This is a genomic window from Qipengyuania citrea, from assembly GCF_009828015.1.
In the GTDB taxonomy this organism is placed as follows: domain Bacteria; phylum Pseudomonadota; class Alphaproteobacteria; order Sphingomonadales; family Sphingomonadaceae; genus Qipengyuania; species Qipengyuania citrea.
The window spans coordinates 160304-182595 of sequence record NZ_WTYG01000003.1 but is presented as its reverse complement, the minus strand read 5'-3'; the positions used below and the strand labels follow the sequence as shown (position 1 = coordinate 182595).

At 64.9% G+C, this 22292-nt stretch carries 30 protein-coding genes; 22 read left to right on the top strand and 8 right to left on the bottom strand.

The features are described from left to right. Positions 1-8: 8 nt before the first annotated feature. Genes lepB through pyrE form a run of 4 tightly spaced genes read right to left on the bottom strand, consistent with a single transcriptional unit; the run spans position 9 to position 2600 of the window. Positions 9-923 carry a signal peptidase I gene (lepB, locus tag GRI55_RS10995; protein ID WP_050599339.1) on the bottom strand — a complete coding sequence of 305 codons (915 nt, stop codon included), beginning with the start codon at positions 921-923 and terminating at the stop codon, positions 9-11. Next, complete coding sequence (acpS, locus tag GRI55_RS10990; protein WP_050599338.1) at positions 881-1282, bottom strand: holo-ACP synthase; 402 nt, start codon at positions 1280-1282, stop codon at positions 881-883. The genes lepB and acpS overlap by 43 nt, the downstream gene beginning before the upstream one ends. Next, entirely contained in the window at positions 1279-2022 is a 744-nt protein-coding gene (locus GRI55_RS10985) for a pyridoxine 5'-phosphate synthase (protein ID WP_160767190.1), read from the bottom strand. The genes acpS and GRI55_RS10985 overlap by 4 nt, the downstream gene beginning before the upstream one ends. Beyond that, positions 2019-2600 carry an orotate phosphoribosyltransferase gene (gene pyrE, locus GRI55_RS10980; protein WP_050599336.1) on the bottom strand — a complete coding sequence of 194 codons (582 nt, stop codon included), beginning with the start codon at positions 2598-2600 and terminating at the stop codon, positions 2019-2021. The genes GRI55_RS10985 and pyrE overlap by 4 nt, the downstream gene beginning before the upstream one ends. 210 nt (positions 2601-2810) lie before the next feature. Here pyrE and coxB point away from each other — a divergent pair, with 210 nt between their 5' ends. The 15 genes from coxB to GRI55_RS10905 all read left to right on the top strand — a co-directional run bounded on the left by coxB (position 2811) and on the right by GRI55_RS10905 (position 14108). Continuing rightward, the gene (gene coxB / locus GRI55_RS10975) at positions 2811-3851 is read left to right on the top strand and encodes a cytochrome c oxidase subunit II (protein ID WP_160767189.1); all 1041 of its coding nucleotides are present in this window, start codon (positions 2811-2813) and stop codon (positions 3849-3851) included. Between the two features lie 30 nt (positions 3852-3881). Continuing rightward, positions 3882-5591, top strand: coding sequence for a cytochrome c oxidase subunit I (gene ctaD / locus GRI55_RS10970; protein ID WP_050599334.1), 1710 nt, complete (start codon positions 3882-3884; stop codon positions 5589-5591). Between the two features lie 85 nt (positions 5592-5676). Then, on the top strand, positions 5677-6636 hold the full coding sequence (locus GRI55_RS10965; RefSeq protein ID WP_063535371.1) for an alpha/beta fold hydrolase: 960 nt from the start codon (positions 5677-5679) through the stop codon (positions 6634-6636). A 23-nt stretch (positions 6637-6659) separates the two neighbouring features. Beyond that, positions 6660-7577 (top strand): heme o synthase, encoded by a 918-nt coding sequence (locus GRI55_RS10960; RefSeq protein ID WP_160767188.1) that lies wholly within the window; start codon positions 6660-6662, stop codon positions 7575-7577. 124 nt (positions 7578-7701) lie between these two features. Further along, entirely contained in the window at positions 7702-8274 is a 573-nt protein-coding gene (locus GRI55_RS10955) for a cytochrome c oxidase assembly protein (RefSeq protein WP_050599375.1), read from the top strand. A gap of 66 nt (positions 8275-8340) precedes the next feature. Then, complete coding sequence (locus tag GRI55_RS10950; RefSeq protein WP_063506135.1) at positions 8341-9162, top strand: cytochrome c oxidase subunit 3; 822 nt, start codon at positions 8341-8343, stop codon at positions 9160-9162. Next, the gene (locus GRI55_RS10945) at positions 9162-9320 is read left to right on the top strand and encodes a hypothetical protein (protein ID WP_160767187.1); all 159 of its coding nucleotides are present in this window, start codon (positions 9162-9164) and stop codon (positions 9318-9320) included. Before GRI55_RS10950 ends, GRI55_RS10945 begins: the two co-directional genes overlap by 1 nt. After that, on the top strand, positions 9317-9892 hold the full coding sequence (locus tag GRI55_RS10940; protein ID WP_307019146.1) for an SURF1 family cytochrome oxidase biogenesis protein: 576 nt from the start codon (positions 9317-9319) through the stop codon (positions 9890-9892). Before GRI55_RS10945 ends, GRI55_RS10940 begins: the two co-directional genes overlap by 4 nt. A 50-nt stretch (positions 9893-9942) precedes the next feature. Continuing rightward, entirely contained in the window at positions 9943-11334 is a 1392-nt protein-coding gene (thrC, locus tag GRI55_RS10935; RefSeq protein ID WP_160767186.1) for a threonine synthase, read from the top strand. Beyond that, positions 11334-12224 carry a class I SAM-dependent methyltransferase gene (locus GRI55_RS10930; protein WP_160767185.1) on the top strand — a complete coding sequence of 297 codons (891 nt, stop codon included), beginning with the start codon at positions 11334-11336 and terminating at the stop codon, positions 12222-12224. Before thrC ends, GRI55_RS10930 begins: the two co-directional genes overlap by 1 nt. Before the next feature lie 10 nt (positions 12225-12234). Continuing rightward, positions 12235-12609 carry a dihydroneopterin aldolase gene (locus tag GRI55_RS10925; RefSeq protein WP_063506550.1) on the top strand — a complete coding sequence of 125 codons (375 nt, stop codon included), beginning with the start codon at positions 12235-12237 and terminating at the stop codon, positions 12607-12609. After that, complete coding sequence (locus GRI55_RS10920) at positions 12606-12905, top strand: Rossmann fold domain-containing protein (protein WP_160767184.1); 300 nt, start codon at positions 12606-12608, stop codon at positions 12903-12905. Before GRI55_RS10925 ends, GRI55_RS10920 begins: the two co-directional genes overlap by 4 nt. Before the next feature lie 3 nt (positions 12906-12908). After that, positions 12909-13151: a MoaD/ThiS family protein gene (locus tag GRI55_RS10915; RefSeq protein WP_160767183.1), complete on the top strand. Its 243-nt coding sequence runs from the start codon at positions 12909-12911 to the stop codon at positions 13149-13151. Further along, positions 13144-13611 carry a molybdenum cofactor biosynthesis protein MoaE gene (locus GRI55_RS10910; RefSeq protein WP_307019151.1) on the top strand — a complete coding sequence of 156 codons (468 nt, stop codon included), beginning with the start codon at positions 13144-13146 and terminating at the stop codon, positions 13609-13611. The genes GRI55_RS10915 and GRI55_RS10910 overlap by 8 nt, the downstream gene beginning before the upstream one ends. Before the next feature lie 74 nt (positions 13612-13685). Beyond that, on the top strand, positions 13686-14108 hold the full coding sequence (locus GRI55_RS10905; RefSeq protein WP_050599324.1) for a hypothetical protein: 423 nt from the start codon (positions 13686-13688) through the stop codon (positions 14106-14108). 63 nt (positions 14109-14171) lie between these two features. Here GRI55_RS10905 and GRI55_RS10900 read toward each other — a convergent pair whose 3' ends face one another. Continuing rightward, positions 14172-14690 (bottom strand): hypothetical protein, encoded by a 519-nt coding sequence (locus GRI55_RS10900; RefSeq protein WP_160767182.1) that lies wholly within the window; start codon positions 14688-14690, stop codon positions 14172-14174. Positions 14691-14877: 187 nt separating this feature from the next. On the opposite strand from GRI55_RS10900, the gene rplU reads away from it, so the two are divergent. From rplU to GRI55_RS10885, 3 genes are all read left to right on the top strand, one after another. Beyond that, a complete protein-coding gene (gene rplU / locus GRI55_RS10895; RefSeq protein WP_050599322.1) occupies positions 14878-15303 on the top strand; it encodes a 50S ribosomal protein L21 in 426 nt (141 codons plus the stop codon). Between the two features lie 12 nt (positions 15304-15315). Next, the gene (rpmA, locus tag GRI55_RS10890; RefSeq protein ID WP_050599321.1) at positions 15316-15585 is read left to right on the top strand and encodes a 50S ribosomal protein L27; all 270 of its coding nucleotides are present in this window, start codon (positions 15316-15318) and stop codon (positions 15583-15585) included. 208 nt (positions 15586-15793) lie between these two features. Continuing rightward, positions 15794-16336: a GNAT family N-acetyltransferase gene (locus tag GRI55_RS10885; RefSeq protein ID WP_160767181.1), complete on the top strand. Its 543-nt coding sequence runs from the start codon at positions 15794-15796 to the stop codon at positions 16334-16336. A 68-nt stretch (positions 16337-16404) separates the two neighbouring features. Here the strand turns inward: GRI55_RS10885 and GRI55_RS10880 are convergent, their stop codons facing one another. After that, positions 16405-17283: a metal-dependent hydrolase gene (locus GRI55_RS10880; protein WP_160767180.1), complete on the bottom strand. Its 879-nt coding sequence runs from the start codon at positions 17281-17283 to the stop codon at positions 16405-16407. Positions 17284-17398: 115 nt separating this feature from the next. Here GRI55_RS10880 and GRI55_RS10875 point away from each other — a divergent pair, with 115 nt between their 5' ends. After that, complete coding sequence (locus GRI55_RS10875) at positions 17399-17998, top strand: TetR/AcrR family transcriptional regulator (protein WP_160767179.1); 600 nt, start codon at positions 17399-17401, stop codon at positions 17996-17998. Here the strand turns inward: GRI55_RS10875 and ygfZ are convergent. Beyond that, positions 17979-18722: a CAF17-like 4Fe-4S cluster assembly/insertion protein YgfZ gene (gene ygfZ, locus GRI55_RS10870; protein ID WP_160767178.1), complete on the bottom strand. Its 744-nt coding sequence runs from the start codon at positions 18720-18722 to the stop codon at positions 17979-17981. The genes GRI55_RS10875 and ygfZ overlap by 20 nt on opposite strands. A gap of 38 nt (positions 18723-18760) precedes the next feature. Here ygfZ and pyrC point away from each other — a divergent pair, with 38 nt between their 5' ends. After that, complete coding sequence (pyrC, locus tag GRI55_RS10865; RefSeq protein WP_160767177.1) at positions 18761-19798, top strand: dihydroorotase; 1038 nt, start codon at positions 18761-18763, stop codon at positions 19796-19798. Here pyrC and rarD read toward each other — a convergent pair. Next, entirely contained in the window at positions 19776-20678 is a 903-nt protein-coding gene (rarD, locus tag GRI55_RS10860) for an EamA family transporter RarD (RefSeq protein WP_160767176.1), read from the bottom strand. The two genes, pyrC and rarD, sit on opposite strands and share 23 nt — an antisense overlap. 183 nt (positions 20679-20861) lie before the next feature. Between rarD and GRI55_RS14905 the strand changes: the two genes are divergently transcribed. Together GRI55_RS14905 and GRI55_RS10850 are read left to right on the top strand one after the other, a co-directional pair. Continuing rightward, on the top strand, positions 20862-21359 hold the full coding sequence (locus tag GRI55_RS14905) for a glycine zipper 2TM domain-containing protein (protein ID WP_063512572.1): 498 nt from the start codon (positions 20862-20864) through the stop codon (positions 21357-21359). Positions 21360-21667: 308 nt separating this feature from the next. Then, positions 21668-22288, top strand: coding sequence for a hypothetical protein (locus GRI55_RS10850; protein ID WP_160767175.1), 621 nt, complete (start codon positions 21668-21670; stop codon positions 22286-22288). Positions 22289-22292 lie beyond the last annotated feature (4 nt).

Sequence of the window (22292 nt, the reverse complement as noted above, 5' to 3'; positions counted from 1 at the left end):
TCAGGACCCTAGCGCTCGGCAGCGGGTTTTCGTTCCGCGATCGCCGGGCGCAGGGTGGACCACGCGCGGCCTTCGCGCAGGCTCGTCCACCAGGTCACTGGATTGAGCGAGGTCGTGCCGTCGAGCGAGAAGGTGATGAATTCCGCGCGCCCGCCGATATTCTCCAGCGGAACGGGGCCCAGCAGGCCTTGCGGATGCGCAAGTTCGCGGCTGTCGGAAGAATGATCACGGTTGTCGCCCATCACGAAGACATGGCCTTCGGGAATCGTGATCTCGGCAAAATTGTCGAGTTGCTGGTTCTGGTGGTCGATCACCAGATAGGTGGCGCCATTGGGCAGCGTTTCGCGCAGGACCGGTACTCGGCAGACGTCGTCCCCCGCAGCGTTCTGCGCGCGGAAATCGTCGAACCCAAAGCCGTCGCAGCGCGAATTGGCGTCGAGCGGCAGTGCGATCGCGGGCTCGACCTTCTGTTCCACCGGTGCGCCGTTGAGGATGATGCGCCCGTTCTGGACCGCAATCCGGTCGCCCGGCAACGCTACCACGCGCTTGATGTAATCCTCGTCGCGTTCGGGATGCACGGGAATGACGATATCGCCATATTCGGGTGTCGATCCCATCACCCGCCAGTCGCCCCGCGGGGCGAGGTGGAAGCTGACCGAGCTCCAGTTCCAGCCATAGGGATATTTGCTCACCACCAGCCGGTCGCCCACCAGCAGGTTCGGCATCATCGATTCCGACGGGATGTAGAACGGTTTGGCGATGAAGCTGTGAAAGGCGAACACCGCGAGCAGCATCACGGCCAGCCCGCGGATTTCGGCGATCCAGTCGACCTTGTCGTCGGATGTGTCGGTTTTGGTTTTCACTGCTGCCGTGCCGCTGGTCACTGGGGGAGGGCCTCGATGATGACGTAGGCCTGCGCCCATGGATGGTCGTCAGTGAGGGTAAGATGAATGCGCGTCTCATGGCCGGGCGGCACCATTTCCGCAAGCACGATCGCCGCGCCCCCGGTCAGCGACAGCGTCGGAGCGCCCGAGCGCGCGTTGACCACGCCGATGTCCTTCATGAAGACCCCGCGGCGAAACCCGGTGCCGACCGCCTTGGAGAACGCCTCCTTGGCGGCGAAGCGCTTGGCATAGGTGCCCGCAATGGTGAACGGGCGCCGCCGCGCCTTGGCGCGTTCGATCTCGGTGAAGACGCGGTTTTCGAACCGTTCGCCGAAGCGGTCGAGCGAGTTCTGGATGCGCTCTATATTGCAGAGGTCGGAACCGAGGCCGATGATCATGCGCGTGCTTCGTCCATCAGGTCGCGCATCCGCCGGACCGCGGCTTCCAGCCCGACGAAGACCGCTTCGCCCACCAGATAGTGGCCGATGTTGAGTTCGGCGAGTTCGGGGATGGCGGCGATGGGCTTTACATTCTCGTAGGTGAGCCCGTGACCGGCATGGGGTTCGATACCCATTTCGCGGGCGAGTTTCGACATGCGGGCGATCCGTTCGAGTTCGCGCGCGGCGCGCTCGCTGTCGCCGTCGAGGCCGGCATGGGCATATTCGCCGGTGTGGAATTCGACCACCGCCGAACGCAGCCGCTGCGCTGCTTCGAGCTGGCGTTCGTCTGCCTCGATGAACAGCGACACGCGAATCCCGTGGTCGGCCAGCTTCCACACGATCGGCGCGAGCTGGTTGTGCAGGCCGGCCGCATCGAGCCCGCCCTCGGTTGTGCGTTCCTCGCGTTTCTCGGGCACGATGCAGGCGGCATGCGGCTTGTGCGCAAGCGCGATCGCCAGCATCTCTTCCGTGCCTGCCATTTCGAGGTTCAGCGGCAGGTCGGTAGCCTTCTGGATCCGTTCGAGATCGTCGTCGCGGATATGCCTCCGGTCTTCGCGCAAGTGGGCGGTGATCCCGTCGCCGCCGACCGCGGCTACGATCTCGGCCGCGCGCACCGGGTCCGGATGATCGCCGCCGCGTGCGTTGCGGATGGTGGCGACGTGGTCGATATTGACCCCGAGGCGCAGCCGTTCGCTCACGCCTTGCGGCTCCCAGGTTTGGTCACGGGGATGGCCGCCAGTTCCTCGGGCAGCTCGTCATCGGCATAGGTCGGGAAATTGATGTCGATCAGGGGATAGAAAGGCACGCCGAGTTCGGCCGTGCCATTGCTGCGATCGATAAGGGCGACTTCGGCGACCACCTCGCCGCCTTCGCGCGCAACCGCGGCAATCGCCTCGCGGCTCGACAGGCCGGTGGTGACCACATCCTCGACCATCAGCACCTTGGCCCCGGGCTCGAGCCGGAACCCGCGCCGCAAGTGGAATTCGCCATCGGGCCGTTCGAGGAACATCGCGTCCTTGCCCAGCGCGCGGCCCATTTCCTGGCCGATGATGATGCCGCCCATCGCCGGGCTGATCACGACATCGATCTGGCTCCGCGTTTCGCGCGGGATTTTCTGCGCCAGCGCAAACGCCAGCCGCCCGGCGCGGTCGGGGTTCATCAGCACGCGTGCGCATTGCAGATAGTGGCCGCTGTGCCGCCCGCTCGACAGTTTGAAATGGCCTTCGAGCAGAGCTTCGCTGGCGCGGAATTCGTGGAGGATTTCTTCTTCGGTCATGATGCATCGGTCCAAAGCGCGTCGCGCCCGATTGCGCAAGAGGCAAAGCTGGTTGCACATTTTTATCGGCCACCCGCTTGAGGCATCTGCATTCCCTGCCTATAGGCGGGCGCAATCGGGCCCAAAACGAGGGCGTTTCCGCCATGCAGGCGGGATTTGACTGCGCCGGCGGGCCCGTATCGAGACACGACACGAAAGAGTGCCAAGACGATGAAAATTCTCGGCTCCCTCAACGGGTTCCAACGGATCGCAGCCAGCCTGGCCATGGCCGCTACGCTGGCCTTCGGCGCACCGGGCGCAATCGCGCAGGATGCGGCTACCGCACAGCTCGAAGCTGTCGATCCGGCCGTGGCTGCCGATGCCTCGAACGAAGACGTGGCCGCCGGTTCGAGCGCCTACGTCCCGATGAAGCCGACCGAAGGCAAGGGTATGCCGGTGGCTGCGGGCATCGATGTGCAGGAGCAGTTCTCGCCCATCGGCCAGCAGGCCAATGCGCTGCATATCGGCCTCGTCTGGGTCATGGCGCTGATCAGCCTCTTCGTGCTGGCGCTGTTCGTCTACGTCATCCTGCGCTTCAACAAGCGCGCCAATCCGGTGCCGTCGAAGACCAGCCACAACACCACGATCGAAGTTATCTGGACCGTGGTTCCCGCGCTGATCCTGCTGGGTATCGCCGTGCCGTCGATCGGCCTGCTGAGTGCACAATACCAGTCGCCGCCGAAGGATGCGATCACCGTCAAGGCGATCGGTTACCAGTGGTACTGGGGCTACGCTTATCCCGACAATGGCGATTTCGAAGTCGTCTCGAACATGCTGACCGAGGAAGAGGCCGCTGCGCGGGGCGAACCGCACCAGCTCGCGGTCGACAATCGCATGGTCGTGCCGGCGGGTGTCCCGATCCGTTTCCAGACGACCGCTGCCGACGTGATCCACTCGTTCGCCGTGCCCAGCCTGTGGTTCAAGCTCGACGCCATTCCCGGTCGCCTGAACGAGAAGATCCTCCAGATCGACGAACCCGGCGTCTATTACGGCCAGTGTTCGGAGCTTTGCGGCGCGCGTCACGGTTACATGCCGATCGCGGTCGAGGCGCTGCCGATGGACCAGTACAACGCATGGGTGCTTGCCCAGGGCGGGACGATCGCAGGTGCAGCCGATACCGGTATCGCAGCCGATCCGGCCGCCGCGCCCCTGCAGGAACCCGAAAGCGCGGTTCCCGGTGCCGCCGGTGCCGGCGCAGCCCCGACCGTCTAAGATTTACGTTTAGCTCGAGAGTATAGCACGATGGCTACCACCGCCGACAGCTTCCAGGCCCACACCGAAGACCATGCGCATGACGACCATCATGTGCCCGGGTTCTTCGCGCGGTGGTTCATGTCCACCAACCACAAGGACATCGGGACGCTCTACCTGATTTTCGCGATTATCGCGGGGATCGTGGGTGGTGCGATTTCGGGCATCATGCGTCTGGAACTGGCCGAGCCCGGCATCCAGTATCTGCAGTGGTGGGCCGAATTCATGGGCGGCACGTCGGACTTCGATACCTCGCTGCACATGTGGAACGTGTTCATCACCGCCCACGGCCTGATCATGGTCTTCTTCATGGTCATGCCCGCCATGATCGGCGGCTTCGGCAACTGGTTCGTGCCGCTGATGATCGGCGCGCCCGACATGGCCTTCCCGCGCATGAACAACGTCAGCTTCTGGCTGACCGTTGCCGGCTTCGTTTCGCTGCTGTTCTCGCTCTTCGTGCCGGGCGGTACGGGGCCGGGCGCAGGCACGGGCTGGACCGTCTATGCGCCGCTTTCGACCACCGGCTCGCAGGGCCCCGCAGTCGATTTCGCGATCTTCTCGCTGCACCTTGCCGGTGCCGGTTCGATCCTTGGCGCGACCAACTTCATCACCACCATCTTCAACATGCGTGCGCCGGGCATGACCCTGCACAAGATGCCGCTGTTCGTGTGGTCGGTGCTGGTCACCGCCTTCCTGCTGCTGCTCGCGCTGCCGGTGCTTGCAGCCGCAATCACCATGCTGATCACCGACCGCAACTTCGGAACGACCTTCTTCGATCCGGCCGGTGGCGGCGACCCGGTGCTGTACCAGCACCTGTTCTGGTTCTTCGGTCACCCCGAAGTCTACATCATGATCCTGCCGGGCTTCGGCATGATCTCGCAGATCGTCTCGACCTTCAGCCGCAAGCCGGTCTTCGGTTACCTCGGCATGGCCTATGCCATGGTCGCCATCGGCGTGGTCGGCTTCGTCGTGTGGGCGCACCACATGTACACCGTCGGTCTCGACGTGAACACGAAGATGTACTTCACCGCCGCCACCATGGTCATCGCAGTGCCGACCGGGGTGAAGATCTTCAGCTGGATCGCCACGATGTGGGGCGGGTCGATCGAATTCAAATCGCCCATGGTGTGGGCGATCGGGATGATCTTCCTGTTCACCGTCGGCGGTGTGACGGGCGTGTACCTGGCCAATGGCGGTGTCGACGATGTCGTCCACGATACCTACTTCGTGGTCGCGCACTTCCACTACGTGCTGTCGATGGGTGCCGTGTTCTCGCTCTTCGCCGGGTTCTATTACTGGTTCCCCAAGATGAGCGGCCGGATGCACTCCGAACTGCTGTCGCACCTGCACTTCTGGGTGTTCTTCATCGGCGTGAACGTGATCTTCTTCCCGCAGCACTTCCTCGGTCTGCAGGGCATGCCGCGCCGCTATCCCGACTATGCCGAGGCCTATGCCTACTGGAACGAGATCAGCTCGATCGGCTACATGATCATGGCGGCTTCGATGGTCTTCTTCTTCGTCAACATCGTCTACGCCTTCGTGGCGGGCAAGAAGGTCGGCAACAATCCGTGGGGCGAAGGCGCCACCACGCTCGAATGGACGCTGAGCAGCCCGCCGCCGTTCCACCAGTTCGAGACGCTGCCGGTCATCGAGGACCACCACACCGCTCACGATCACATGAGCAAGCCGCAGCCCGCTTAAGCAGCTGCGAAAGGCTGGACACGAAAGAGCGGCCGGTCCCATGGTGGACCGGCCGTTTTCCTTTGCTTGCCCGGAGTCTGAGCGAATGCCCCAGATGCGTACGATCGATACCGGTTCAGCCAGCCTGCGCTGCGCCGTCGAAGGCGAAGGCCCGCTGGTCATCATGGTCCACGGCTTTCCCGAGAGCTGGTACAGCTGGCGGCACCAGATCGGCCCCGTCGCGGACGCGGGTTTCACCGCCTGCGCGATCGACGTGCGCGGTTACGGCGGATCGGACAAGCCAGAGCCGGTTGGCGCCTATGCCATGGAACATATCGTCGGCGATCTGGTGGGCCTGCGCGAAGCCCTTTCGCCCGGCGCCCCGGCGGTGCTTGTCGGCCACGACTGGGGGGCGCCGATCGTGTGGAATTCCGCGCTGACGCATCCCGGTCATTTTCGCGCGGTGGCGGGGCTGTCGGTCCCGTTCGCCGGCGTGCCGAACCGGCCATTCACCGAAGTCTTTCGCGAACATTTCACCAGCCAGGGCAAGTTCTTCTACCAGGAATATTTCCAGGAGCCGGGGGTGGGCGAGGCCGAAGCGGAACGCGACCCCCGCGATTTCGTGCAGCGGATGATGTATTCGATCAGCGGCGATGTGCCGCCGGGCGACTATTGGGACAAGCCGCTGGGTGCGACTTTCCTCGAGGGGCTGCCCGATCCCGCGCCGGTAGCCTGGCTGACCGAGGACGACCTCGATTTCTACGAGGCCGAATTTCGCGCGTCGGGCTTTCGCGGACCGCTCAACCGCTATCGCAACCATGAAACCGACTTCGAATGGCTGCAGCAGTGGAACGGCAAGCGCATCGAGCAGCCCGCCCTGTTCATCGGCGGAACCCGCGATCCCGCCACCTTCCTGTTCGGCGCGATCGAGGATCCGGTGGCGCTCATCCGCATGTTCGCACCGAGCATCGAAGGTCACGTGCTCGACGGCGTCGGTCACTGGACGCAGCAGGAACGGCCCGAAGCGGTAAATACGATCCTGATTGACTGGCTAAAGCGCCTGTAACGCCTTATATGGCGACCGATCCCATGACCCAGACCGTCCCCACCCAGCTCCCCGCCGAATGGCGCGATTTCTTTGCGCTGACCAAGCCGCGCGTGATGAGCCTGGTTATCTTCACCGGCCTGTGCGGGCTGCTCGCCGCGCCGGGCACTATCAACCCCATCCTGGGCTTTACCGCGGTGCTGTGCATCGCGCTGGGTGCGGGCGGGGCAGCAGCGCTGAACCAGTGGTGGGAAGCCGACATCGACGCGGGGATGAAGCGCACTGCGGCCCGCCCGCTGCCCGCGGGGCGGATGAACCGCACCGATGCGCGCGACTTCGGCGTCCTGATCGCTGCCGCTTCGGTGATGATCATGGGCCTGGCGCTCAACTGGCTGGCGGCCGCGATCCTGGCGTTTTCCGTGTTCTATTACGCGGTCATCTACACGGTCTGGTTGAAGCCGCGCACGCCGCAGAACATCGTGATCGGTGGCGGGGCGGGGGCCTTTCCGCCGCTGATCGGATGGGTCGCGGTGACCGGCGATATCACGCTGATGCCCGTGCTGCTGTTCCTCATCATCTTCATGTGGACGCCGCCGCATTTCTGGGCGCTCGCGCTGTTCGTGAAGACCGATTATGCCAATGTCGGCATTCCGATGATGCCGGTCGTCCGGGGTGAAACCTCGACACGCCGTCAAATCTTCGCCTATGCCGTATTGCTCGTGCCGGTCGCGGCCGCCCCGTGGTTCATCGGCGGGACGGCTTACGTTTACGGTGTTGCTTCGCTTGCGCTGTCGCTTGCCTTCCTTGCGCTTTCGGTTCCGGTCGCTTTTCGGCAGACTGGTGCCAATGACACGATGAAGCCCGAAAAGCGCCTGTTCGCTTTCAGCATCATCTATCTGTTCGCCCTGTTCGCCGCGCTGGTGGCCGACCGGGTAATGGCCAATCAGGGATGGATCGCATGACGCCCGAAGAAGAAACCGAATTCAAGCGCCGGCAGAAGAGCCGCAACCTCGTGGTTGGCGGTATCCTGCTGTTCCTCGCCGTTCTTTTCTATGTGATAACCATCGCTAGGATGTGAGCTTCGCCATGACCGCTGCTACTCTCGATACCCGCAAGAACCGCACCGCTCTGCTCGCTTTCGGTGGTGCACTGGCCATGCTCGGTTTGGGCTACGCAGCGGTGCCGCTCTACCAGCTGTTCTGCCAGGTTACCGGCTTCGGGGGTACGACGCAGCGCGCGACCGAGAGCGATGCGGCCATCGCCGAACGTCTTGGCGCCAGTGCCGGAGGGCGGACGATTTCGATCCGCTTCGACGGGACGACTGCGGGCGATGTGCCCTGGAGCTTCCGGCCCGAACAGGTCACCGACACCGTGACGATCGGTCAGCGCGACATGGCAATCTACCTCGCGAAGAACGAATCCGACGAGGCCATCACCGGGACCGCGACCTTCAATGTCGAACCCGAGCAGGCCGGGGCCTATTTCAACAAGATCCAGTGCTTCTGTTTCACCGAGCAGGTGCTGCAGCCGGGGCAGGAAGTGCGCATGCCGGTGCTCTATTTCGTCGATCCGAAGGCGCTCGACGACCCCAACATGGACGGGGTGGAGCAGATTACCCTGTCATATACTTTCCACCGGGCGCTGGAATCTGCCGAGTAGCCCCTAGACCCCAGCGCATTGGCGCATTAAGGGCACCCGCAAAGCGAAACCCAGGACGCGAGTACTATGGCTGGCAACGTCAATCACGAATATCACATCCTCGAACCCGATATCTGGCCCTTCGTCGGCTCGTTCTCGGCGCTGACCTTCACCAGCGGCATGGTGCTCTACATGCACGAAATGGCCAGCGCGCATCTCGTGCTCGGCCTCGGCATTGCCGGCCTGATCGCGACCTTCTTCGCCTGGTTCGGCAACATCGTGAAGGAAGCCGAACGCGGCGACCACACGCCGATCGTCCAGCTTCACATGCGCTACGGCATGATCCTGTTCATCGCTTCGGAAGTGATGTTCTTCGTCGGCTGGTTCTGGAGCTGGTTCGATTTCGCGCTGTTCCCGAGCGAGTTGTCCGATGTCGTGGGCGGGACTTTCCCGCCTGCTGCCATCGAATACGTGATCGATCCCTTCAGCCTGCCGCTGCTCAACACGCTGATCCTGCTGTGTTCGGGCACCACCGTCACCTGGGCGCACCATTCGCTAATCCACGGCGACCGCGATGGACTGAAGAAGGGCCTGTGGCTCACGATCATCCTGGGCGCCGTGTTCACCGCGATCCAGGCCTACGAATACGCCGCAGCGCCGTTCGAATTCGGCGGCAACACCTACAGCTCGGCCTTCTACATGGCGACGGGCTTCCACGGTTTCCACGTCCTCGTCGGCACGATCTTCCTGATCGTCTGCCTCGTGCGGACCTACAAGGGCCACTTTACCCCGCGCCAGCACTTCGGCTTTGAAGCTGCGGCATGGTACTGGCACTTCGTCGACGTGGTGTGGCTGTTCCTGTTCATCACCGTCTACGTCTGGGGTGGCTGGGGCGCCGCCGTCCACTGATGGCTGCCGACAGGCTCGAACAACAGGAAGGGCAGCCCGGCACCGCCGTGGCTGCCCTTCTTGGTTCTTGCCCCACGGTGGATAAAACAATGCCGACCCTGAAATCCTTCACGGGCGGAAATAGTCGCACCGTGATCCCGGAGAGCAGCGCGCTGTGAGACGCATTCCAATATTCGCCACGGTCATCGTAGCCGCCGCCATTGCGGTCATGATCGCGCTCGGTTTCTGGCAGCTCGGCCGGATGGAGGAAAAGGACGCGTTGATCCAGCGCGCCGAACGGTCGCTGGAGATGGCGGAGCCGGTCGGCTATCCGCGCGATCCGGCCCGGGCGGAGGAGTTGCTGTATCGCCGGACCGAGGTGACCTGCGCCGAGGTGGTCGGGATCAACACCGTCGCCGGGACCAGCCTGCGCGGCGAAAAGGGCGTCGCCCACCGCGCGACATGCGCGCTGCCCAGCGGCGAACAGGTCCGCATTGACCTGGGATTTTCGCGCAATCCCGCGCCGGTCGAATGGGCAGGGGGACCGGTTGGCGGCACCATTGCGCCGGGTGGCCGGATCGTCGCCTCGCAAGGCGTGGCCGGTCTTGCCCCGCTGGCGCCGCCTGATCCTCGCGATTTGCCCAACAACCACCTTGCCTATGCGGGCCAGTGGTTCTTTTTCGCGCTCACTGCGCTGATCATCTACATCCTCGCGCTGCGGCGCCGTGCCACGCGTGCTAGGGACGTTTAAAGAGCCGCTTGCTTGCCCGCCCCGGCATGCCCCGCTAACCGCCTATCCCGATGAAATATGTCTCCACCCGCGGCAGCGCTCCGTCGCTCGATTTCGCCGGCGTCACGCTCGCCGGTCTGGCCAGCGATGGCGGGCTCTATGTCCCGGCACAGTGGCCGCGCTTCACGCATGACGAAATCGCCGCGATGCGCGGTCTGCCCTACAGCGAACTGGCCGCGCGGGTGATGCAGCCCTTCGTCGGCGATTGCCTGACGCCCGAGCGGCTGCGCGAACTGACCGCCAAGGCCTATGGCCGCTTCGCCCATGCGGCCGTGACCCCGCTGACCCAGCTCGACGAGCGGCAATGGCTGCTCGAACTGTTCCATGGCCCTACGCTCGCCTTCAAGGACGTCGCGCTGCAATTGCTCGGCCTGTTGTTCGAGGAGTTCCTCGCGCGCGAAGATGGCAGCCTGACTATCGTCGGGGCAACCAGCGGCGATACGGGAAGCGCCGCGATCGATGCGGTGGCGGGGCTCGACCGGGTCGAGATATTCATGCTGCATCCCAAGGGCCGCGTCAGCGATGTCCAGCGCCGCCAGATGACCACCGTGCGCGCGCCTAATGTCCACAACATCGCGATCGATGGCAGCTTCGACGACGCGCAGGCGATGGTGAAGCGCATCTTCGCCGATCGCGACGTGACCGACACCCACCGGATCGGCGCGGTCAATTCGATCAACTGGGCGCGGTTGATGGCGCAGGTGGTCTATTATTTCGCCGCTGCGCTGCAACTGGGCGGGCCCGACCGCAAGGTGGCGTTCAGCGTCCCGACGGGCAATTTCGGCGATGTCTTCGCCGGCCATGTCGCGGCGCAGATGGGCCTGCCGATAGAGCGGCTGATCGTGGCGACCAACGTCAACGACATCCTGCACCGGGCGCTCAGCGCCGGCGACTATTCGGCCGGGGAGGTGACACCCACCGCTGCGCCCAGCATGGACATCCAGGTCAGTTCCAATTTCGAGCGGCTCTTGTTCGATGTCGGCGGGCGCGACGGGATCGCTCTGGCCGAGCAGATGCGCGGGTTCGAAAGCGCACGCGCAATGCAGCTAACCAATGCGCAGCGCGAAGGCGCGTCTGCGCTGTTCACCAGCATGCGCGCCGACGAAGACGACATGGCGCGGGGCATGCGCTGGGCATGCGAGGATTGCGCGGAAATCGTCGATCCGCACACTGCGATCGGCTTGCACGCGGCGCGCGTGGCCGAACTGCCGCATGACGTCCCTGTGGTCACGCTGGCCACCGCGCATCCGGCGAAGTTCCCCGATGCGGTCGAGCGGGCGACGGGCACGCGGCCGGGGCTGCCGGCCCGGGTCGGCGATCTGTTCGCGCGCGAAGAAGCCTATCGCGAGCTTCCCGGCACCTATGAAGCCGTGCGCGACCATATCGTGGGGCATTCGGCCTGATGGCCCAAATGCGGCGCGATCCGGTGCTGATGGTCGGCGAAGGCTGGGACGCCTATCGCCTGCTCGACAGCGGGCACGGGCGCAAGTTCGAACAATATGGTGACTACCGCTTCATCCGCCCCGAACCGCAGGCGATGTGGTCGCCGCGCCTGCCCGAATGGGACGCGGATGGCGAATTCGTCCCCGGCAGCGACGAGGACGGCGGTGGCCGCTGGCAGTTTGCGCGCGACGTGCCGCAGGATGGCTGGACGCTGCGCTGGGGCGACGAAGCGCGCTTCACGGCGCAATGCACGCCGTTCCGGCACCTCGGCTTCTTCCCCGACATGGCCCCGGTGTGGGAATGGATGGGCCGGCAACTCGGCGATGCGCGCGATGCCGAAACGATGAACCTGTTCGGCTATACCGGCGTGGGCACGCAGGCGCTCAGCCGCTTCGGCCGTGTGACGCATGTCGATGCGAGCAAGAAATCGGTCGCCCAGGCGCGCGAGAACGCCGCCATGGCGGGGCTCGATGATCGTCCCATCCGCTGGCTGGTCGAGGATGCGATGAAGTACGCGGCACGCGAAGTGCGGCGCGGGCGCCGCTATGACGGCATCATTCTCGATCCGCCGAAGTTCGGGCGAGGACCGGATGGCGAGGTGTGGCGGCTTGAGGAAGGATTGCCGGAGCTCGTGTCCGATTGCCGCCAGTTGCTCGATGCCGACAGCCGGTTCCTTTTCCTGACCGTCTATGCCGTTCGCATGAGCAGCCTCAGCCTGGTCGGCCTGCTTCAGGAACTGTTCGCCGAACTGCCGGGCACGATCGAACATGGCGACTTGGCGGTGCAGGAGGATGGCAGCGGACGGCTGTTGCCCACCGCGATCTTCGCGCGCTGGTCGAATCCGCGCTAGGACGCTGCCCATGGACGATTCGCTGATCCTCGAAGTGGCCGATTTCGAGCACGACGTGCTCACCGGCATCTATTCCGAAGAAACCGGCCGGCCGCAGCCGCTGCGCTTTACCATCCAGGCGCAGATGAAGCCCCTGCGCCGCTATGATCCCGACACTTCGCTCGATCACTCGAAGAACTACATGGATCTCAAGTTCGCCGCATCGGAAGCCTTGCCCGAAGGCGTTCATTTCAAGCTGATCGAGGCGGTCGCCGACCATGTCTGCGAAACGCTGTTCCTGCAGGACCGGCGCATTACCGCAGTGACGGTCAAGATCGTCAAGCTGGCGATTGCGGAGGCGGACGAGAAGATCGGCATCACGCTCCACCGCGAGCGGCGTGAATGAAACGGATCGCGGTGGACGGCCTGCCTGGCGATCCGCTTGCGGCTGCGGCGCTGTTCCACGGACAATGGCTGCCGCAGGCGGAGGATGCCCTGGCCGGGGGCGATGATGCCGTCCTCGTCCTACCATCGGCCGATCACACCCACCGCGAATGGCGGCGGGCGATCGTTGTCGCCCTGGCGCGCAAGCATGCGCCGCGCCGGATCAACATGATCGCGGGGGAAGGCGCGTCGCTCGCCGCGATCGAAAGCTACCTTGCAACGGCGCCCGGCGTGACCGGCCAATATCTGGAAGCCTGAACCATGGGCGTGCGTATCCTTTTCCTCGGTCCGTTGCGCGATCTCGCCGGGCAGGACGAATGCGAAGTCGCAGCGCCGCTCGGTTGGGACGGTCTGCTGGCCGCGGTTAACCCCGCGGTTGCCGAACAGCTGCGCGAGGGGCGGGTCAATCTGGCTTGGGCAGGCAAGGTGCTGGCGGACAAGACCCAGCTGTCGGCGCGGGATGGCGACGAGGTTGCATTGTTGCCGCCGGTGAGCGGTGGCTAGGCTCGTTCTCCAAACGCCGCTCGATGTCCGCGTGCTCGAGAAGGGGCTGTCCGTGGGAGAGGCGCTGGCCGCCTTCAACGCGGCACAGGGCGCGGCCGGGGCGGTGGTCTCCTTTTGCGGCAAGGTCCGGCCGGACGGCGAAGTAAAGGCGCTCGAACTGACGCACTACGAACCGCTTACGCTCAGCGGCATGCTGGACCTGGCGCAGGCGGCAAAGGTGCGCTTCGGGCTCGAAGGCGCGCTTGCCTGGCACCGCGTGGGGGTGATGACACCGGGTGAGGCGATCGTGCTGGTGGCTACCGCAGCACGGCATCGGCGCGATGCATTCGCCGGTGCCGATTACCTGATGGACCATCTCAAATCGGCGGCGTGGTTCTGGAAACGCGAGAAACGCGGCGATGCATGGCACTGGATCGAGCCGCGGAAACAGGATCATGCCGATCTGGAGCGCTGGAAATAAATTCCGTTCGTTGATCGAGATCAAGGAATCGCCGGCTGCTCGGGCGCATCAAGGCTCCAACAAAGGAGCCCGCCATGTCCAAGCATTTCACTCGCGAACTCGTTGCCGAACAAGCCGCCATCGTTGCGGCGCCCAAGACCATGCCCGAGACCGACCGCAGCTTCGAACTGCCCAAGGGTCTCTATATCGCGACGGTGGGCCTGTATCTGGGCTTTCTCGCCGTGATGGCTGCGGGTCTTTCGACGCCGGGGCTGATCATCCCGATGGTCATCTTCACGCTGTTTATCGTCGCCGGCTTCGGCCTGCCCGCGCTGTGGACACGGATCGGTCCCGAGCATCGCGGGCGCAACATGAGCTGGGCGAAGCTCGTAAGCCAGGGAATCGTCACGCATACGGGCCGCGTGAAGGCGGGGGACGCCGCGGTCCAGATGCTGATCCTGCCGGCGCTGATCTTTTGTTGGGGCATTGCCACGGTGACGATCGCCGCCTTCGTATAGGCACCTTTCCGGTGGGGGGGACGCGGGGCCGGGCAACCGGCTCCGCGTTTTTCGTATGCGCGATCAGCGGATTCGTGCGCGCAGCCTGGCCAGCACGTCGTCTTCCTCGCGCACCAGCGCGATGACGGTCTCCCGCGCTGCTGCGATCGCGGCGCTGTCCTGCGCCTGGACGGTCGCAGCGGTATAGAGGATATCGAGATCGCCCAACGCCGTCGCGGCAATGCTGCGCGCCGAATCGAGATCGGCGAGGGCCACTTGCGCGGTCGCCCAGCTATCGCTGCCGATCGCGCTGCCGGCGGCGGCGGCGACCCTGCGCTCGGCTGCCGGGACGGCACCGGTGAACTCGGCATGCGCCTCGCGCGCCTGCTCGACCAGTGCAGCAAGCCGCTCATCAAGGCTGCCCGACATCGTTACCGGAACTTGCGGAACCTCCAGCTGTCGCCCCGGGACGGGCTCGAACGTGCCTTCGGCGCGCTCCACATCGCGTGTCGCCAGCGAAGGGTAGCGTTCGGACGCGGTGCCCGCGCAGCCGGCCAGCAGGAATATGGCGAGGGGGAGGGCGAAAAGCTTGCGATCGATCATCCTGTCTTCCATATCACGCAGGCCGCAGCGCACCAGCGGGGATGCAAAATTCCTCGCGGCGAGCGTTGACTTGCGGCAACCTATCGCTTAACGGCACGCTTCTTTCCGGGGCTGCTTCATGTAGCCTGACGGGCGCGCCGTGCATCGCAAGATCACGGCACAGCAATTTGAACGAGAGATAACCACCATGTTCGCAGTAGTGCGCACGGGCGGCAAGCAGTACCGGGTTGCCGCCGGAGACAAGATCGCGGTTGAGAAGCTGGCTGGCGAAGCCGGCGATACCATCACGCTGGGCGACGTCCTGCTCGCAGGCGAAGGCGATTCGCTTTCGGATGCCGGCAAGGTTACCGTTTCGGCGGAGATCATCGCACAGGCCAAGAGCGAAAAGGTGATCGTTTTCAAGAAGCGTCGCCGTCACAACTATCGCCGCAAGAACGGTCACCGCCAGCAGATGACGCTGTTGCGGATCACCGACGTCGGTGCCGGTTCGGCCAAGAAGGCCGCGCCGAAGAAGGAAGCCGCTCCCAAGGCCGATGCCGCGGAAGACAAGGCTCCTGCCAAGAAGGCTGCGCCCAAGAAGGCCGCTGCCAAGACGACTGAAGCCAAGAAGTAAGGAGCGCGGACGATGGCACATAAAAAAGCAGGCGGTTCGTCGCGTAACGGTCGTGATTCGGCCGGTCGTCGCCTTGGTGTGAAGAAGTTCGGCAGCGAGAACGTCATCGCCGGCAACATTATCGTGCGTCAGCGCGGCACCAAGTACTATCCGGGCAGCAATGTCGGCATGGGCAAGGATCACACCCTGTTCGCGCTTACCGACGGCAAGGTCCGCTTCCACAAGGGCAAGCTCGACCGCCAGTTCGTCTCGGTCGACATGATGGCCGAAGCCGCCGAGTAAACCGGACGCTCCGATAACGGGATCGTCCAAACGGGACGGTCCCAGCCGGGTCCACGATCCGGCAACCGAAGAGGGAGATGGGGCCGACCCGTCTCCCTCTTGTCGTTTCTCCTTCTTCAATTCCGCGGCGAAATTTTCTTTCGCCATCACGCAATTGTCACGCGTCCGGCCTAGGAGCCCGGAGCGTGGACCGAAGGGGAGATTACCTATGTTCCATGTGACCGAACGGCTGCTGTTGCGGCCGGCATGGCCCGAAGATGCCGAAGCGCTGCTGGGCGGAATCGCCGATGAAGCGATCGTCCGCAATCTTGCCAGCGCGCCGTGGCCCTATCTCCCCAAACACGCCCGCGAATTCGTCATGCGCCAGCACGACCCGCGCTATCCGGTCTTCCTCGTTACCCTGCCCACGGGCAGCGGCTCCGAAGTTATCGGCTGCATCGGCATCGATCCCTGCGACAGCGCCGATGCCGAGATCGGGTATTGGATCGCACGGCCCCATTGGGGCCAGGGCTACGCCAGCGAAGCGGGCCGCGGCGCGCTCGAAGTGGCGCGCCTTCTCGGCCACCAGCGGATCGAGGCGGGGCATTTCGTCGACAATCCGGCATCGGGCCGCGTGCTGCGCAAGATCGGCTTCCTGCCCACCGGCCGGGTCGCGCCCCGTGCGAGCCGTGCACGGGGCGGCGAAGCACCCTGCAAGCTCTTCAGCCTCGACCTGCGCGCCGATGCCCGCGCGCGGCCGCAGGCCGCCTGAAGCCAGGCAAGAGAAAGGCCCCGCAGGCGCTGTACCTGCGGGGCCTTTCTTTGTTCAGCTACGAAGCCTTACTCGGCGGGCATCAGCGCGTCGCTGAAATCGCCTTCGTAGAGCTTGATCAATTCGCGGTCGTCGTGATCCCACGGGTGGAAGCCCGGCTTGAAATAGGCCAGCCACGCGGGGAAGATCCGGCGCACGATGCCCGGGCTGACGGTGAGATATTTGAACAGGCCCCACTTCGCCTTCCAGCCGGTGATGCCGTCCTGTTCGAGCAGAGCGAGCGCATCGGCCCAGCGGTTCTTGAAGAAGCGCGCAGTAACCGTGAGCATGACGATGCTGCGCACGCGCCAGCGCTTGCCGGCGGTCCAGTCCTTCGTGGCGTGGTTCCAGGTGTCGAAAGCGACGCCCTTGTGCTCGATCTCCTCGGCCGCATGCCAGCGCCACATATCGCGCACTTCCTTGTCGGCGGCGGCGAAATGCTTCGGATTGGCGAGGAATTCGGCTGCCATCATCGCGGTGTAATGCTCGAGCGCCATGGTCACCGCCAAGTTCGCGATAGCCGGGCGCCCCTTGGTCAGCGCGAGCAATTCCGCCACCCGCGCGTCGATTGTCTTGATGTCGTAGCCCGCGTCCTCGGCCAGCCGATTGAAGGCGATATGTTCGCGGGTGTGGTTGATTTCCTGCTTCACGAACGCGCGGATCTCGCTCTCGAGCTTAGGATTGGCGCCTTCGCGATGCGCCTTGACCGCCTCGATGAAGAAAGCTTCGCCGCGAGGGAAGGTGGCCGACAGGGCATTGTGCCAGGCAGTGCCGAACGGTTCGCCCGCCCACCAGCGCCGCGGGCTGGTGCCGCGATTGAAGCGCTCGTCGCGCACGGTGATGGTCAGATCGGCCGGGGTCGGCGCGGCGTCACGCAAGTCGGTATCGATCATAACGGGGGCGTTCATCAAAAGCTCCTCGGGATTAACTGACATTGATGTAAGTAAGGCCTACTTACATTGCTGTCAATAAATTGGCGTCGCGCCTTTCGCGGCCCTGCGCAATGGGTTACCGCACCGGTCAATGGCCACGCGCAAACGACTATCGCCCGAGGAATCGCGACTTGCAGCGCTCGAGGCGGCACGCGTGCTGTTGATCGAAGCGGGACCGCAATCGGTGACGTTGAAGGCGGTGGGCGCGCGCGTCGGCCGCACCCATGCCAATCTGCTTCACCATTTCGGATCGGCGGCGGGTCTGCAGAAGGCGCTGGCCGGCCATCTTGCCAAGACGGTGTGCGACACGATCATCGAGGCGGTCCGGGCAAGCCGCGCGGGTCTCGGATCGCCGCGCGAGGTGGTCGACCTGGCGTTCGACGCATTCGACAAGGAAGGCGCTGGCGCACTCGCCAGCTGGATGATCCTAACCGGTAACGAGGACGCGCTGACCCCGATCGTCGAGACCATCCATCAGCTGGTCGATGAAATCGCGCCCGAGGAAGCCGCGCATGGCGCTGCCCCGACGCAGGTGCATGAAGAGACATTGGCGCTGGTGCTGATGGCCATGGGCGATGCGCTGATCGGCACCGCGCTGTCACGCTCGCTCGGGCTTCCCGAAACAGCCGCGCGCGACCGGGCCGAGCGCATGCTCACCCGGTCGATGGATATCACTCTGCCGCAGGGTTGAGCGCGTCGCGCATCCATTCCGGTGCGCTGTCCGCGTCGATTGCATCCACCCGCAGATGGTCCACCGCCAGGCCGAGATCGGGGTAATCCGCCTTGCGCCGCTTGTCGTCGGAACGCTCGAGCGGGACTACCACCAGCCGCCGGTTGACCTTGCTGCGCCAGTTCATCCGGGCGGTGTTCTCCTGCCCGATATAGCAGCCCTTGCCGAAGCTGACGCCGTGCAGTTCGGCGGCGTTGGTTTCCAGCCACAGGATGTCGCCCAGTTCGGCCCGGCCTTCGGGCACGCCCAGCGCGAGGCGGTGCGCCCGCCAGTCGGCGTCCGCTGCTTCATCGCTGTCGGCAACTGGCGCCAGCCAGCGCTGCCCGAGCGCGGCCAGTCGCGGGTCGGCAGCACCGCCATCGCCCATCTCAGCCTGCCAGTGCACGGCCACGCCTGCATCGACCGCGATCGCGATCTTGCGGCGCAGGCGGTAGAGCGACAGCCGCTTGGCCAGATCCTCGGCCGCCTCGGCTTCGCAATCGATCAGCACTTCCCCGGCGGCGCCGGGCCATACGAGGAAATCGAACAGCGTCTTGCCCTGCGGCGTCAGCAGCCCGGCATAGGCGGGCAGGGTCCCCGTGACATCATTCGTCACCAGTCCCTGCAGGAAGGCAATGACGTCTTCGTCGGGGTCTTCGCTGGTAAGGCGGACGATGGCTCGGTCGAACAGGCGGGTGGCAGTCATGGGTGACAGATAGGCCGCCCGACGCCATAGGCAACCACATGGTCGAATCGTTGACAATCCGCCGCCCCGACGACTGGCATCTGCATTTCCGCGATGGTGACACGATGCGCGCCGTGGTCCCGCAGACCGCGCGCCAGTTCGCCCGCGCCATCGTGATGCCCAATCTGGCGCCGCCGGTGACCACCACCGCGCTCGCCGCGGCCTATCGCGACCGGATCCTAGCCGCAGTGCCCGCGGGCCTGGATTTCACTCCGCTGATGACCGCTTACCTTACCGACGAGAGCGACGCGGACGATCTCGCCGCAGGCCATGCCGACGGCGTGCTGACCGCGGCCAAGCTCTATCCCGCCGGCGCCACCACCAATTCCGCGCACGGCGTTACCGACGTCGCCAACATCATGGGCGTGCTCGAACGCATGGCCGATATCGGCATGCCGCTGTGCGTCCATGGCGAAGTGACCACGCCCGATATCGACATCTTCGACCGCGAGGCGGTGTTCATCGACCGCGTGCTGCAGCCGCTGGTCGATCGGCTGCCTACGCTGCGCGTGATCTTCGAGCATATCACCACCATGCAGGCGGTCGGCTTCGTGGAAAGCGCGGGTCCCAATATTGCGGCGACGATCACCCCCCAGCACCTGCAGATCAACCGCAACGACATCCTCGTCGGCGGTATTCGTCCGCATCTCTATTGCCTCCCGGTAGCCAAGCGCGAACAGCACCGGCTGGCGCTGCGCGGCGCGGCGACCAGCGGATCGGCCAAGTATTTCCTCGGCACCGACAGTGCGCCGCACCACCGGCATACTAAGGAAACCGCCTGCGGCTGCGCTGGCATCTTCAACGCGCCCTTTGCGCTGGAAAGCTATGTCCAGGTGTTCGAGGACGAGGGCGCGCTCGACCATTTCGAAGCCTTCGCCAGCCTCAACGGCCCCGCTTTCTACGGCCTTGCACCGAACGAAGAACGGATCACGCTGGAAAAGGCGCCGGTGGAAGTGCCGGCGGAAGTCGATGGCGGCGAGGCGCGGATCGTGCCCTTCCACGCGGGCGAGACGCTCAGCTGGCGGCTGGCTTCCTAGTCCGCGCGACGAGGTCCCACACGAAAATCGCTGCGGCCGCCCAGATGCAGGCAAAGCAGGCGGCCTGGACGGGCTTCAACTCTTCGCCGAACACGGTCAGTCCCAGGACGAAGACGATGCTGGGAGCGAGGAACTGGATGAAGCCGAGCATCGAATAGGGCAGCTTGCGCGCGGCAATCGCGAACAGCAGCAGGGGGAAGGCGGTCACCACGCCGCCGGCCATGATCGCCAGCCTGAGTTCGGTCGAAACGGCGAAGGACGATCCCTGTGTCTGCGCGTAATACCATGCGACCGCGAGCGATGGCAGCAACAGCAGCGCCGATTCGATCGTCAGCCCCGGGACCGAACCGACATCGAGCTGCTTGCGGATGAGCCCGTAGGACCCGAAGCTCAGCGCCAGCGTCAGGCTGATCCACAGCGTGGTGAGCGCGCCCGCGGCCAGCAGCGAGACACCGATCCCTGCAAGCCCCACCGCCGCCCATTGCGGGCGGGAGAGCTTCTCGCCGAGCAAGACGGTGCCCAGCAGCACGTTGACCAGCGGGTTGATGTAATAGCCGAGGCTGGCGGCATAGACCTGCCCGTTCTGGATCGCCCAGACATAGACCACCCAGTTCACCGCGATCAGCGTCGCGCTCAGCGCCAGCAGGCCGAGCGTCCGGCGATTGGCCAGCGCGGCGCGCAGGTCGGGGCCCTGGCGGCGGGCGAGCACGATCAGCAGGCACAGCGGCAGGGTCCAGATGATTCGCCAGCCGACGAATTCGAACGCCGGGACGCTGCGGACAAGGATCAGGTAGAGTGGCAGGAAGCCCCAGATGACATAGGCGCTGAACGCCGCGGCAAGGCCCGTGCGGTCGGTCTGGGGTGGGGCGCTCGCGTTCATTTTCGCGCGCTAGGCCCCCGCGAACACGCCCGCAAGCGGCAATTCGTCGACGCGGAAGCGTCGGCCTGCCGGATTTTTCGAAAGCTGACGGCATGGTTGCATACGGTTCAGGTTTGGCGGCCTAAAGCTTAACGGCATCGCAGGGCCTCCCCTCCTGCCTCTGCGCTCAGAAAGGAATAAACCATGCTCAAGTCTTTCCGGAATGCTTCGATGGCCATCGCCGCGGCAGGCCTCGCCTTCGCCATGCCGGCCAGTGCGGCGCCGGCGATGCACACCAACAGCGGCGCGCACGCAGCGGTTACCGGAGACTTGACCTTCGATCACAAGCGCCAGCGCGGGCATCGGCACGACCGGGATCGCGATTACCGCGATTACCGTGATTACCGGGGCGGGGGTGACTATCGCGGCGGCCAGTCGCGTCCCTATTACATGGGTTACGACCGCGGCTACGGCCAGCCCGTACGCGCCAACACCCGCGTCTGGCGCGGAAACGACGGGCGTTATTACTGCAAGCGCGACAATGGCACCACCGGCCTGCTGGTCGGCGCGGGCGTCGGCGCACTGCTGGGGCACGAAGTCGCAGGCCAGGGTGGCGATCGCACGCTTGGCGCCATCCTCGGCGGGGCGGCGGGCGCACTGCTCGGCCGGTCGATCGACCGTTCGCAGACCCGCTGCGGCTGATTTGAATGTGCGTTTCGGCCGTGCCCACCCACGGCCGGACAGCGCGGCTCGCCACCGGGCCGTGCGGGCGTCGTCTGTCCTTCCCTTGCGGGGAGGCGGGCGGCGCCCTTTAGCTTTTCAAGCCGGCATGTCCCGCTATGGTGCAGCGCCTCCGGTCGGCTGGCAAAGCGCGGCAATTGCTGCGTAGGACAGTCGCGTTCCCAAGTTGAGGTCTATCGATGAACCGTCGCCTGCTTGTCTCTCTCGTTCCTGTTGCCCTTTTGGCTAGTTGTGGTGACACGAACGAGGATGAGGCGGCAGGCGACGCCATGGACCCGGCGAGCGAACAGGCGCTGAACGACGAACTATCGTCCGATCCCGATCTGGCCGGACGGAACGAAGCCAATGCCGCGTTGTCGGGCACCGGCAATGCCGCGATCCCCAATATCGACAAGTCGCCCCGCGCGATCGAGGCTGCGCGCAGCCGCGCCGCCGAACTGGTAGGCGGGCGCAGCGAACTGGTTTCGCCGCCGACCGCCAAGACGCTGGGCGACGACAATGCACCGAGCGCGGCGATGGTCGCCGCCGCCCGCGCCGCGGTTTCGCCGGGCGGCGAGAATTGCGGCGAGAAGGTCGATTACACCTCTGCCTGGGCGGCCAAGCTGCCCGCCGCTTTTCCCGTCTATCCGCGCGGCAACACGCAGGAAGCGGCCGGAACCGACGAAGGCCAGTGCGCGCTGCGCGTAGTGTCCTTCCTGACGCCGGTCGCGCTCGAGGAAGTGCTTGCCTTCTACTACACGCGCGCACGCGCCGCTGGCTACAATGCCGAACACATCAAGAGCGCGGGCGACAACATCCTCAGTGGGACCAAGGGGCGTTCGGCCTATGTGGTCTATGCGCGACGGCTGCCGCAGGGCGTGACCGAGATCGACCTCGTCACCACCGACTGACCGC

Excerpts from the sequence above, each read along its gene's own strand:
- lepB (WP_050599339.1), bottom strand. The coding sequence starts at position 923 with ATGGGCGCAGGCCTACGTCATCATCGAGGCCCTCCCCCAGTGACCAGC.
- acpS (WP_050599338.1), bottom strand. The coding sequence starts at position 1,282 with ATGATCATCGGCCTCGGTTCCGACCTCTGCAATATAGAGCGCATCCAG.
- pyrE (WP_050599336.1), bottom strand. The coding sequence starts at position 2,600 with ATGACCGAAGAAGAAATCCTCCACGAATTCCGCGCCAGCGAAGCTCTG.
- coxB (WP_160767189.1), top strand. The coding sequence starts at position 2,811 with ATGAAAATTCTCGGCTCCCTCAACGGGTTCCAACGGATCGCAGCCAGC.
- ctaD (WP_050599334.1), top strand. The coding sequence starts at position 3,882 with ATGGCTACCACCGCCGACAGCTTCCAGGCCCACACCGAAGACCATGCG.
- GRI55_RS10965 (WP_063535371.1), top strand. The coding sequence starts at position 5,677 with ATGCCCCAGATGCGTACGATCGATACCGGTTCAGCCAGCCTGCGCTGC.
- GRI55_RS10960 (WP_160767188.1), top strand. The coding sequence starts at position 6,660 with ATGACCCAGACCGTCCCCACCCAGCTCCCCGCCGAATGGCGCGATTTC.
- GRI55_RS10955 (WP_050599375.1), top strand. The coding sequence starts at position 7,702 with ATGACCGCTGCTACTCTCGATACCCGCAAGAACCGCACCGCTCTGCTC.
- GRI55_RS10950 (WP_063506135.1), top strand. The coding sequence starts at position 8,341 with ATGGCTGGCAACGTCAATCACGAATATCACATCCTCGAACCCGATATC.
- GRI55_RS10945 (WP_160767187.1), top strand. The coding sequence starts at position 9,162 with ATGGCTGCCGACAGGCTCGAACAACAGGAAGGGCAGCCCGGCACCGCC.
- thrC (WP_160767186.1), top strand. The coding sequence starts at position 9,943 with ATGAAATATGTCTCCACCCGCGGCAGCGCTCCGTCGCTCGATTTCGCC.
- GRI55_RS10930 (WP_160767185.1), top strand. The coding sequence starts at position 11,334 with ATGGCCCAAATGCGGCGCGATCCGGTGCTGATGGTCGGCGAAGGCTGG.
- GRI55_RS10925 (WP_063506550.1), top strand. The coding sequence starts at position 12,235 with ATGGACGATTCGCTGATCCTCGAAGTGGCCGATTTCGAGCACGACGTG.
- GRI55_RS10920 (WP_160767184.1), top strand. The coding sequence starts at position 12,606 with ATGAAACGGATCGCGGTGGACGGCCTGCCTGGCGATCCGCTTGCGGCT.
- GRI55_RS10915 (WP_160767183.1), top strand. The coding sequence starts at position 12,909 with ATGGGCGTGCGTATCCTTTTCCTCGGTCCGTTGCGCGATCTCGCCGGG.
- GRI55_RS10905 (WP_050599324.1), top strand. The coding sequence starts at position 13,686 with ATGTCCAAGCATTTCACTCGCGAACTCGTTGCCGAACAAGCCGCCATC.
- GRI55_RS10900 (WP_160767182.1), bottom strand. The coding sequence starts at position 14,690 with ATGATCGATCGCAAGCTTTTCGCCCTCCCCCTCGCCATATTCCTGCTG.
- rplU (WP_050599322.1), top strand. The coding sequence starts at position 14,878 with ATGTTCGCAGTAGTGCGCACGGGCGGCAAGCAGTACCGGGTTGCCGCC.
- rpmA (WP_050599321.1), top strand. The coding sequence starts at position 15,316 with ATGGCACATAAAAAAGCAGGCGGTTCGTCGCGTAACGGTCGTGATTCG.
- GRI55_RS10885 (WP_160767181.1), top strand. The coding sequence starts at position 15,794 with ATGTTCCATGTGACCGAACGGCTGCTGTTGCGGCCGGCATGGCCCGAA.
- GRI55_RS10880 (WP_160767180.1), bottom strand. The coding sequence starts at position 17,283 with ATGAACGCCCCCGTTATGATCGATACCGACTTGCGTGACGCCGCGCCG.
- GRI55_RS10875 (WP_160767179.1), top strand. The coding sequence starts at position 17,399 with ATGGCCACGCGCAAACGACTATCGCCCGAGGAATCGCGACTTGCAGCG.
- ygfZ (WP_160767178.1), bottom strand. The coding sequence starts at position 18,722 with ATGACTGCCACCCGCCTGTTCGACCGAGCCATCGTCCGCCTTACCAGC.
- pyrC (WP_160767177.1), top strand. The coding sequence starts at position 18,761 with ATGGTCGAATCGTTGACAATCCGCCGCCCCGACGACTGGCATCTGCAT.
- rarD (WP_160767176.1), bottom strand. The coding sequence starts at position 20,678 with ATGAACGCGAGCGCCCCACCCCAGACCGACCGCACGGGCCTTGCCGCG.
- GRI55_RS14905 (WP_063512572.1), top strand. The coding sequence starts at position 20,862 with ATGCTCAAGTCTTTCCGGAATGCTTCGATGGCCATCGCCGCGGCAGGC.
- GRI55_RS10850 (WP_160767175.1), top strand. The coding sequence starts at position 21,668 with ATGGACCCGGCGAGCGAACAGGCGCTGAACGACGAACTATCGTCCGAT.